9 protein-coding genes are annotated in these 10,188 nt (G+C 69.3%); 6 read left to right on the top strand and 3 right to left on the bottom strand.

Annotated features, from left to right (window positions below):
* Positions 1–3: 3 nt before the first annotated feature.
* From ACIBI9_RS33255 to ACIBI9_RS33245, 3 genes are all read left to right on the top strand, one after another.
* Positions 4–1,227 (top strand): aspartate kinase, encoded by a 1,224-nt coding sequence (locus ACIBI9_RS33255; protein WP_397227792.1) that lies wholly within the window; start codon positions 4–6, stop codon positions 1,225–1,227.
* A complete protein-coding gene (locus ACIBI9_RS33250; RefSeq protein WP_397227790.1) occupies positions 1,224–2,651 on the top strand; it encodes an MFS transporter in 1,428 nt (475 codons plus the stop codon). Before ACIBI9_RS33255 ends, ACIBI9_RS33250 begins: the two co-directional genes overlap by 4 nt.
* A gap of 66 nt (positions 2,652–2,717) precedes the next feature.
* On the top strand, positions 2,718–3,314 hold the full coding sequence (locus ACIBI9_RS33245) for a CGNR zinc finger domain-containing protein (RefSeq protein ID WP_397227788.1): 597 nt from the start codon (positions 2,718–2,720) through the stop codon (positions 3,312–3,314).
* A 13-nt stretch (positions 3,315–3,327) separates the two neighbouring features.
* Here the strand turns inward: ACIBI9_RS33245 and ACIBI9_RS33240 are convergent, their stop codons facing one another.
* Positions 3,328–3,933, bottom strand: coding sequence for a GNAT family N-acetyltransferase (locus ACIBI9_RS33240; protein ID WP_397227786.1), 606 nt, complete (start codon positions 3,931–3,933; stop codon positions 3,328–3,330).
* 92 nt (positions 3,934–4,025) lie between these two features.
* On the opposite strand from ACIBI9_RS33240, the gene cysD reads away from it, so the two are divergent.
* Positions 4,026–4,916 carry a sulfate adenylyltransferase subunit CysD gene (cysD, locus tag ACIBI9_RS33235; RefSeq protein WP_397227784.1) on the top strand — a complete coding sequence of 297 codons (891 nt, stop codon included), beginning with the start codon at positions 4,026–4,028 and terminating at the stop codon, positions 4,914–4,916.
* 8 nt (positions 4,917–4,924) lie between these two features.
* Positions 4,925–6,760, top strand: coding sequence for an adenylyl-sulfate kinase (cysC, locus tag ACIBI9_RS33230; protein ID WP_397227782.1), 1,836 nt, complete (start codon positions 4,925–4,927; stop codon positions 6,758–6,760).
* Positions 6,761–6,780: 20 nt separating this feature from the next.
* Here the strand turns inward: cysC and ACIBI9_RS33225 are convergent, their stop codons facing one another.
* Positions 6,781–7,320 (bottom strand): TetR/AcrR family transcriptional regulator, encoded by a 540-nt coding sequence (locus ACIBI9_RS33225; protein WP_397227780.1) that lies wholly within the window; start codon positions 7,318–7,320, stop codon positions 6,781–6,783.
* On the opposite strand from ACIBI9_RS33225, the gene ACIBI9_RS33220 reads away from it, so the two are divergent.
* Positions 7,295–8,029 carry an SDR family NAD(P)-dependent oxidoreductase gene (locus ACIBI9_RS33220; RefSeq protein WP_397227778.1) on the top strand — a complete coding sequence of 245 codons (735 nt, stop codon included), beginning with the start codon at positions 7,295–7,297 and terminating at the stop codon, positions 8,027–8,029. The genes ACIBI9_RS33225 and ACIBI9_RS33220 overlap by 26 nt on opposite strands.
* Positions 8,030–8,041: 12 nt before the next feature.
* Here ACIBI9_RS33220 and ACIBI9_RS33215 read toward each other — a convergent pair whose 3' ends face one another.
* A complete protein-coding gene (locus ACIBI9_RS33215; protein WP_397227776.1) occupies positions 8,042–10,174 on the bottom strand; it encodes an RICIN domain-containing protein in 2,133 nt (710 codons plus the stop codon).
* Positions 10,175–10,188: the final 14 nt, after the last annotated feature.

Raw genomic sequence — 10,188 nt, 5'->3', positions numbered from 1 at the left:
CCGATGAACCTGGTGATACAGAAGTACGGCGGGACATCACTGGGTGACGTGAGCAGGATCAGTCACGCGGCGAAGCGCATAGCCGCCGCGGACGGGTCCGTGGTGGCCGTGGTCTCCGCGATGGGCAGCGCCACCGACACCATGCTCGACCTGGCGCGTAACCTCACGGCCACGCCACACGCCCGGGAACTGGACCTCCTGCTCAGTACCGGTGAGCAGGCCTCCGCGGCCGCACTCGCCCTGGCGCTGCACGAACTGGGCGTGCCCGCCCGCTCGTTGGGCGCCCGCGACGGCGGCATCATCACCGACGGAGTGCACGGTTGCGCGCGCATCGTCAGCGTCGACCCGGTGCGGATCCGCGAATGCGTCGCGACCGGCCATGTCCCGGTGGTGACCGGTTTCCAGGGCATCGCCGCCGACAGCGGCGAGCTCACCACCCTGAGCCGAGGCGGCTCCGACACCACCGCCGTGGCCCTGGCCGCGGCGCTGCGGGCCGAGGCATGCGAGATATTCACCGACGTCGAGGGCGTGTTCACCGCCGATCCGCGACTCGTCGCCGAAGCCCGCAAATTGGACCTCCTCTCCTACGAGGACATGGCCGAGCTGGCCGCCGGAGGCGCTTCGGTGCTCGCCCATTCCAGCGTGGAGTACGCCAGCACCCATCGCGTTCCCATTCACGTGCGATCCAGCACGACCGAGTCGGCCGGCACCTGGGTGACCGGCCTCCGCTCGGCCGCCCCGCTCGACAGCGAGCGGTTCGCCGCCGTCGGCGTCGCCCACCGGACCGGTCAGCTGCGCTGCCGGCTCGACGGGGTCGCCCCCACCGCCCTGACCACGATCGCCGCCGCGCTGGCCGATCCGACGTTGCACGTGGACATGCTGGGCCACCTGGCCCCGTGTTCGCTGCGGTTCGTCGTGAACGCCGCCTGCCGGGACCAGGTCGACGGCGTGCTCGCCGACCTGCACGCTGCCGATGCCTTCACCACCTGCCACTGGTCCGGGCCCATGGGGAAAGTGTCGCTGGTGGGCCGCGGGTTCTGTGCCCACCATCCCCAGGTGCGGCTCCTTCTGGACACGCTCAAGGCTCACGGCGTCACCGTGCGGGACGTGACCGTCCAGGCCCGGCGGATCTCCATCACCTGCGCCGAGCACGACGTACTCGACGCCGTGACGCACCTTCACCGGATGTTCCTCAACTCGGCACCCCGCGAAAGGAATGTGAAATGAACGAAGCATCGACGCACGCGGCCGGAAGGGTGGAGGGCAAATTCCAGTCCCGGCATTTCTGGCAGCTCACCGTCATCTGCGGCACGCAGTTCCTGGTCGCTCTTGACTATTCGATCATCAATGTCGCCGCCCCGAGCATTCGCGAGGGCATGGCATTCACCGGAGACGGCATCGCCTGGGTTCTCTCCGCCTATCCACTTGCTTTCTGTGGCTTCCTCCTCCTCGGGGGAAGGGTCGCCGATCTGTTCGGAAGAAAGCGAGTGTTCATCTGGAGCATGGCCGGCTTCGTTCTCGCTTCGCTCATCGCGGGACTCGCCTGGTCCCCGGCGGCTCTGGTCGCGGGCCGCGCCTTGCAGGGGGTCGCCGCCGCGTTCATCGCCCCGGCGGGTCTGGGACTTCTCCAGGCGGCCATCCCGGAGGGAGCGCAACGCGAACGCGCTCTCGGCATCTACGGGTCGGCACTGTCGGCGGGGTTCGTCTCCGGCATGGTCCTCGGGGGTGTTCTCACCGAGTATGCCGGTTGGAGGTCCGTCTTCCTGATCAACGTGCCCATTGTGCTGGTCGCCGGTCTGCTCGCGAGAAGCTGTCTCGATGAGAGCCGAGACACGCACGCGTCCCGCCACCTGGATCTCATCGGCGTCGCCCTGGCGACCACGAGCATGGTCGCGCTCGTGTTCGCCCTCACCGAAGGGGAGAAGTACGGCTGGTCATCGGCTCCGATCCTGCTCTCCGCCGGGATCGCGGTGCCTGCCGTGGCCCTGTTCATCTGGGTGGAGTCCCGGAAGGACAACGCCCTCGTGCCGATCTCCATCTTCCGCACCTCCGCCATCGGCGCGGCCAACCTGGTCACCGTCCTGCTGATCTGCTCGTACGGTGGAATGCTGTTCATTCTCACCCTCTACCTCCAGACGCATCTTGGCCTGGGCGCGCTCGCGACCGGTTTGACGTTCGCGGTCTCAGGCGCGATCGCGATCGTCACCGGAATCTACGCGGGTAAGCTCGTCGAGCGCTTCGGGCTCTACCGTGTTCTGCTTTCCGGAATCGTCGTCGAGACGTTCGGCATCCTGGTCCTGGTGGGCCTGCCGGAAGCTTACGGACTCGCTCTCGTCCTGATCGGCACCTCCGTGAACGCGTTCGGCCACATCCTCGCGCTGATCACGACGAGCATCGCCGGCACGAACGGCGCCGACGAGGGGCGACGGGCCACGGCCGGCGCTCTGATCAACGTCTCCCAGCAGCTCGGGCTGGCCGTGGGAGTCGGGGTCGTGACCTCGGTGGCGGCCCACTTCGCCACGGCCTCCGGTGGACCCGATGCCGTCCTCGCGGGCTGGCGCTGGGCTCTTTGGTGCTCGGTCGGGTTCGCGGTCGCGGCGGTCGTCGCGACCGTCCTGCTGCGGAAACGTTTCAAGGGAGAGATCACGTAGACCGGGTTTTGGAGCCGGTCCTGGCCCGCCGCCGAGAAACCATATATACTCGTTATAATGGTTACTTTGGCTCCCAAGGTCCGGCCACCCTGGCAGGACGCCCATTTCATCGGCGGCCACCCGGTCCTGGACCTCACGAACACCGTCTTCGATCGCACCCACCCGGCCGAGGACGGCGAGCTGTTGAGATCACCCTCGGACGTCTTGACGTGGTGCGCATCCGCGGGCCTGTTCGAGGAGGTGCCGCCGTTGGCGGAGGCGGCCGCGAGCGGCCTCGTGCCGGAGGTTCAGGCCGTTCGCGAGCAGGCGTGGGCCGTGTTCAGCGCGGTCGCGCATGGCCAGGCGGTGCCGGCCGAACCTTTCGGCGCGCTTCTCGAACGGGCCGGGTCGGGCGTGCGAGCCGAGCAGGTTCAGCAGATCGATCCCGCGCTCGACCGCCTGACCGTGGACTGGGCGGCGCCGGGAGCGATTCCCGCGGCCTTGTCATTGCTGGTGGTCCATGCGCTGTTCACCCTTCCGCGCGGCCGCATCAGGGCATGCGGAAGATGCGGTTGGCTGTTCTTGGATTCCTCGCGGGGCGGACGCCGCCGCTGGTGCAGCATGAACATCTGCGGCAATCGCGAGAAGGCGCGCCGCCACCGTCAGGGTCGAACGCACCGCTGACCGACCGAGCGCGTCATCCGGCGTCACGGAGTGCGCGCCGCATGATGGGTCGATCGCCACGCGGGCGGGCCACCTCGGAGAATCCGGCAGCGAGAAAGGCGCTGGCTATCCCGGTCATCGCCGTATCCGCGCCCGCGCGTTTCCCGTCGCGAGGTTCGACCGGATAGCCCTCGGCGGTCGTGTAACCCGCGGAGGCCGCGTACTCGCAGACGGCTTCGAGAATGGCCGGCAGCAGCCCGGAGCCACGATGCTTTCTCTGAACGAAGACGCACGTGATCGCGCAGACCGGCTCGTCGTCGAGGTTCGCGAGCAGGGGCGAACGCTCAAGTCTCGGAAACGAGGAACGCGGCCCGAGCGAGCACCATGCCACCGGCGCGTCGTTTTCGTAGACGACGACGCCGGGCACCGGCTCGCGCTGGGCGAGCCGCCTCATGGCCTGCTTGTTCCCCTCGCCCTTTCCTTCCATCCACTCCGCGATGGACAGCCGCCAGTGCATGCACCAGCACCCGCGGGCACCTCCGTTCGTTCCGAGAACCGCCTCGAAATCGCTCCAGGTCTTCTTGGACAGCTCTTTGACAGTCAGGGAACCGGACGCTTTTTGATCGCTACGAGTGTTCATCACCGCACCGCCAATCTGACGCGAATAACCGGTATCACGCCTTTATAGGTTACTATGGTTTAGCTGGGTTAGCGACGACGGAGGGCCGATACGTGGCCGAAGAAGACGTCCTGGACATGCTCGAAGCCGAGGCGATCCACGTGCTGCGTGAGGTCGCCGGCGCCTTTCGCCGGCCGGTGTTGCTGTATTCGATCGGCAAGGACTCCTCGGTGCTGCTGCACCTGGCGGCCAAGGCGTTCGCGCCCGGCCGGATGCCGTTCCCCGTGCTGCACATCGACACCGGCTGGAAGTTCCGCGAGATGATCGCCTTCCGGGATGACACGGCCAGGCGGCTGGAGCTCGACCTGCGGGTGTGCACCAACCCGGAGCGGGTGACGCCGTTCACCCACGGCGCGCACGAGTACACCCGGATCATGAAGACCGTCCCGCTGCGCCAGGCGCTCGATGACGGCGGGTTCGACGCGGCGATCGGCGGCGCGCGGCGCGACGAGGAGCGGTCGCGGGCCAAGGAGAGGATCTTCTCGCTGCGTGAGCCCGGTCATCGCTGGGAGCCGCGCTCGCAGCGTCCGGAGTTCTGGTGGTGGGCGAACACCGAGCTGGCCGACGGCCAGTCGATGCGGGTGTTCCCGCTGTCGAACTGGACGGAGCTGGACGTCTGGCGCTACATCAGGCGGGAGGGCATCCCCGTGGTGCCGCTGTACTTCAGCGCGCCACGCCCGGTCGTCGAGCGGGACGGATCGTTGATCATGGTGGACGACGAGCGTTTCCCGCTGTCGCCCGGCGAGCGGCCGCTGCTGCGGCACGTACGGTTCCGCACACTCGGCTGCTACCCGCTGACCGCGGCCGTCGAGTCGAAGGCCGAGAACCTCGACGAGGTCATCGACGAGATGCGGCTCGACCGGAGGTCCGAACGCGCCGGCCGGCTCATCGACGGTGAGGGCGGCACATCCATAGAGAGCAAGAAGTCGGAGGGGTACTTCTGATGATTTCGGTGCTTCGAGTGGTCGCCTGCGGCTCGGTCGACGACGGCAAGTCCACCCTCATCGGTCGGCTGCTCGCCAACACCGGCAGCGCCACCGAGGACCAGCTCGACTACGCGCGGCGAACCAGGCGCGGCGGCTCCACGATCCCGGCCGGAGCGGTCGACTACTCGCTGCTGACCGACGGGTTGGAGGCAGAGCACGAGCAGGGCATCACCATCGACGTCGCCCACCTCTTCCTGGACCTGCCGTCCGGGCGCCGGGTGATCATCGCCGACGCTCCGGGACACGAGCAGTACACCCGCAACATGGCGGTCGCGGCGTCCACCGCGGACGTCGCCGTGTTACTCGTCGACGCCACCAAGGGGGTCCGGGAGCAGACCCATCGGCACCTGGCGATCTGCGCGCTGATGGGCGTGCGGGCCGTCATCGCGGTGGTCAACAAGCTCGACGCGGTGGGCTACGACCAGGCGGTGTTCGACAAGCTCGCGGGCGAGGTGCTGTCGGCAGCGGCCGGCCTCGACATGACGGCGAGCGTGATCCCGGCCAGCGCACTCGGCGGTGACAACGTCGTCGACCCGTCGCCGAATCTGCCCTGGTACGACGGCCCGACGCTGCTCGGCGCGCTTTCTGCTTGGGAGCCGCCCGACCGGCCGCGACCGGACGGCGCGGGCGACTACCGGCTGCCCGTCCAGTACGTGATCCGGGCGGATGGCTTCCGCGGTTTCGCGGGCACGGTGGTCGGCGGCTCGGTCCGGCCGGGCGACACCGTCGCGGTCGCCGTCAGCGGCGTGGAGTCGAGGATCGACCGGCTGCTCGGCCCCGGCGGCGGCGACCTCGACCGGGCCGGCCCCGGCACCCCGGTGACCGTGACGCTGGCCGACGAGGTCGACGTCCGTCGCGGGGACCTGCTGACGACGCCGGGCACCCTCGGCGACGGGCTCTCCCCCGCCACGGCGTACTCCGCCACGCTGGTATGGACCGCCGAGGAGCCACTGCGGCACGGCCGCTCCTACCTGCTGCCGGCCGGGTCGCGAACCGTGCCCGCCGTGGTCACGTCCGTGCGCGACCGGCTGGACGTGGTGTCCGGGGAGCAATTCGCCGCGCGCACCCTCGGCCTCAACGACATCGGCACGGTCGAGCTGACCACCGACACCCCGATCTGCCTGGACAGCTACCGGACGTGCCGGGACACGGGCAGCTTCCTGCTCGTGGACCGGGTCAGCAAGGAGACCGTGGCGGCCGGCATGGTCAGGCACGCGCTGCGGCGCGGCCGCAACGTCGTTCCGCACGCCTACACCGTCGACCGCGACGCCAGGCAACGGCTGAAGGGGCAGCGGGCCAGGGTGCTGTGGCTGACCGGCCTGCCGGGCGCCGGCAAGTCGACGATCGCCAACGCGCTGGAGCGGCGGCTGCACGCCATGGGGCTGCACACCTACGTGCTCGACGGCGACAACGTCCGGAGTGGACTGAACAAGGACCTCGGGTTCACCCCGGAGGATCGCGCGGAGAACGTGCGCCGGGTCGCCGAGCTGACCCGCATCCTGCTGGACGCCGGGCTGATCGTGATCGTCGCGCTGGTCTCGCCGTTCCGGACAGACCGGCTGGTGGCCAAGGGCCTGTTCCAGCCGGGCGACTTCGCCGAGGTCTGGGTGAACACACCGGCCGAGGTGTGCGCGCGCCGGGACCCGAAGGGCCTGTACGCCCAGGCGAAGGCCGGCACGCTGCCGAACCTGACCGGCCTCGGCCAGGCCTACGAGCCGCCGGAGCACCCCGACCTGGTGGTCGACGGCGCCGGTTCGGTCGATGACGCGACAGACGAGCTGTGCGCCCTGCTGCGTGATTGAGACTGTTCGCGCAGATCTCGTCAGCGCGTGAAAAGGGCGCGGTGCAGCATGTCCCGCGCGCGTTTGTGGCGGTTGTCGCGCTGGGCGACGTCGTTGGTGGCGACGGCGCTCTCCCCCATGGAGATCGCGAGCATCAGGTCGTCGACCTCGACGACGGGATGGACGATGCCGGCCGCGCGGCCGGCGTCGAGGAGCGGCTCGAAGCAGGCCGCGATGCGGCGGGCATGCTCGATGAACCATTGCAGGTCGGCGCTGGACAGGACCTGGGCGAGGCCGCGGTTGTCCAGCTGCATGTCCAGGACGAAGTCGAACAGCTTGACCGCGCCGTCGGGTCGGTCCCGCAGCCCGGCGGCATGGTGCTCGATCTGGGCGACGTTGTCGGCGAAGACCGTGGCCGCCAGCTCCTCGCAGGTGGCGAAGTTGCGGTAGATCGTGGTGCGGCTCACCCCTGCCGCCCGGGCGATCTCCTCCAGTGCGACGTCGTGGCCGTGTTCGGCGAACATCCGCCGGGCCTCGGCGAGCAGCCGGTCCCGGTTGCGGGCGGGCATCGGCGCGGGCACCGCGATCAGGCTCGCGGAGGAAGGCTCCGATGTCGTGGTCGGCGACATCAACCTGTCCGGCGCGCAGGCCACCACCGCCAAGATCACCGAGGCCGGCGGTTCGGCGATCGCGGTGCACTTCGATCTCGCCGACGAGGACTCCGTCAACGCGATGGTCGCCAGAACCCTCGAGGAGTTCGGCACCGTGCACGGCCTGTTCAACGTCGGCGCGGACCTGTCGCCGGGCACCCTCGGGCGCGACAGGTCCCTGCTCGACACCGACCCGGACGTGTGGGAACGGACTCTGGACGTCAATGTTCTGGGTTACGTCCGCACGGCTCGCGCCGTCCTGCCGCACCTGCTGGACAACGGCGGCGGCGGCATCGTCAACTGCTCCTCCGGCGCCGCGGTCAGCGCCAGTGACCGCAAGCGCCCCGCCTATGGGGCGTCGAAGTCAGCGGTCAACGCGCTCACCCGGCACATCGCCGGGCGCTTCGGCCCCGAGGGCGTGCGCTGCAACGGAGTGATGCCCGGCCTGGTCATGGGCGAGACGCAGGAGGCGCAGAACGACGTCCAGCTCCAGAAGATGTTCCTGGAGCACGTGCCCACCACCCGGCTGGGCCGCCCGAGCGACCTGGCCGCGGTGGTGGCCTTCCTGCTGTCCGACGACGCCGAATGGATCAACGGCCAGGTGTGGGCCATCGACGGCGGCGCGAACATGCGCGCCTGACCGGCACGGACCCTAGGGGACCGTAGCCACCGCCGAGTCCCACATCAGCGGCGTGTCGTCGAAGAGCACGGCGATCCTGACCTTCGTCCCCGCCTTGATCGCCTCCGGAAGGGTGACGCTGCCCTGCTGAGCCTGGTCGAAGGAGACCGGGCCGAGATCCGTGACCTTCCCGTCGGCCGTGAGAAGGTAGCCGTGACCTGTCGTGTTCGCGTGCAGGGCCGTGCCCGCGGGATCCGACGCCGTGGCGTCCAGCGGCACCGTCGCCCTCTCGCCGACGCCGTTCGCCCTGATCAGACGCGGCGACCGCCGATCGCGCGTCAGGTCGTCGAGGGCCGGAGCCCGCTGGACGAGCCGCCACTCCTGCGAGCCGTCCCCGACCGCGTTCTGCAAGGTCAGCGCGGCCCCGGCGGACGCGCCGGTCAGGTACACGTCCGGGTTCTTGAGCGCCTGGAGCTTGTAGGAGCCGTCGCCGGTCTTGACGAGGTTCCAGCTGCCCGTGGCGCTGTTGTCGACCCACTGGCCGATCCTCTGACCGGCTGTCGCGTTCCCCGTCCAGATGGCCGCCGCGCGGCCGCCCGACTTGTTCAGCAGGGTCACGCCGCCCTGCGGCTCGGTCCGTACGTGCCAGTACTGGGTGTCCTTGATCGCCGCCGATCCGCGGTCCTCCAGGACGACGTCGGGGACGTCCGCGTTGCCGAGGTTCGCGTCGTTGGTCTTGCTCCCGGTGCCGATCACCTGGCCGGTCTTCCGGTTGACCAGTTGGTAGTGGGCGCCTTCCGAGTGGCCGAGATCGACTTCGGCGTACGCGATCGTCGATATGCCTTGGTTCCGCAGGATCGCGATGCGGCCGGTGCCTTCGACGTACTGCAGGTTGCGGCTGTAACCGGACCCCAAGGGCGTCTGATACTCCTTCCACCCGCCGGCACCGCGCCCGCTCTCGTTGACCCAGACGTTGCCGCTGCCGCTGGCGTTGTACACCAGGCGCCCGTCGGGGAGCTTGATGACGACCGGGCTGCCGCCTGTCGCGAGCGGGCGGGAACCGGCGTCGACCGGCAGCGAGGTGACGGCCTCGCCTGTCGGGGAGCCGCGGTAGAAGGTCAGCGGGTCGTCGGAGATCGTGTACCTGGTGTTGGTTCCGCCGCCCCAGTACTCGAAGGTGAGGAGCCACTTGCCGTCGGTCGTCGGGACGACGTTCGTCATGCCCGGCCGCCCGCCTCCGATCTGCGTCTTGCCGCCTCCCATGTCCTGGGTCAGCCCGGCGACGTCGACGATAGGGGCGCTCCACTCCTTGCCGCGGCCGTTCCAGGTCTTGTGGACAAGGATCTGGCCGTGCGAGTCCGGGGCGGTGTCGTTCGCGGGGTCCACGGTCGCCACGCCGGTGGCCGGGTCGAAGCCGAGGTAGTCGTTCTCGTCGGAGTAGTAGCAGACGAGCTTGCCCTCGTGGACCGTCAGGTAGGGCTCCCACAGGGGATCGACCTGCTTGTACGTGTTCGCGGCGGCGATGTTCCGGCCGATCGCGCCCGCGCTGCCGCCCTGCCAGCCGCCCGTCGCGACGACGTTGACGACGTTCCACGTCACGCCTTCGTCGGTGCTGGCGAACAGGGCGATCGCCAGGTCACTGCGGTCTCCGTCGTTGGACGGCGTCCAGTCGGGGTCGGCCGCCTTGTGCTCGCGGTAGAAGTGGTCGTCGCCCGACACGACGCTCGCCAGGAGCAGCGTGCCCGCTCGCAGCTTCCCGACGTCCTGCGGGAGCGCGTACAGGTACGGGTTGGTCCAGTTGCTCGTGTACTTCGCGTACCGGGGATCGCGGGAGAGGTACGCCGGAGCCTTGACCTCGGCCAGCGGCTGCCAGCTCGTCCCGTAGTCGTCGCTCTTGTAGATCGGGAGTGTCTCCCTGTCGGCGCTTCCCGTCTCCGGCACGACGGTGGCCTTCTCGAACGACGCGACGAGACGCCCGCTCGGCAGCTGCGCCGACTTCGGGTAGATCGCGCAGTTGCCCCGGCCCTTCAGGCACGGCTCGTTTCCGAGCTGGTACAGGATGCCGCCGGTCGGGTTGTAGGCGTGCGCACCGGTTGCCGGTAACACCAGCGTCGCGGCTGCCGCGACGAGGGGGACCAGCGCCTTGCTCAGGGGTTTCACGTGCATAGCCCTTCCTTCGA

The sequence above is a fragment of the Nonomuraea sp. NPDC050451 genome, from assembly GCF_044458585.1.
This window is presented reverse-complemented; position numbering and strand designations above follow the sequence as displayed.

Coding starts and splice junctions, on each gene's coding strand:
- ACIBI9_RS33215 (WP_397227776.1), bottom strand. CDS start 10,174: ATGCACGTGAAACCCCTGAGCAAGGCGCTGGTCCCCCTCGTCGCGGCA.
- ACIBI9_RS33240 (WP_397227786.1), bottom strand. CDS start 3,933: ATGAACACTCGTAGCGATCAAAAAGCGTCCGGTTCCCTGACTGTCAAA.
- ACIBI9_RS33250 (WP_397227790.1), top strand. CDS start 1,224: ATGAACGAAGCATCGACGCACGCGGCCGGAAGGGTGGAGGGCAAATTC.
- ACIBI9_RS33255 (WP_397227792.1), top strand. CDS start 4: ATGAACCTGGTGATACAGAAGTACGGCGGGACATCACTGGGTGACGTG.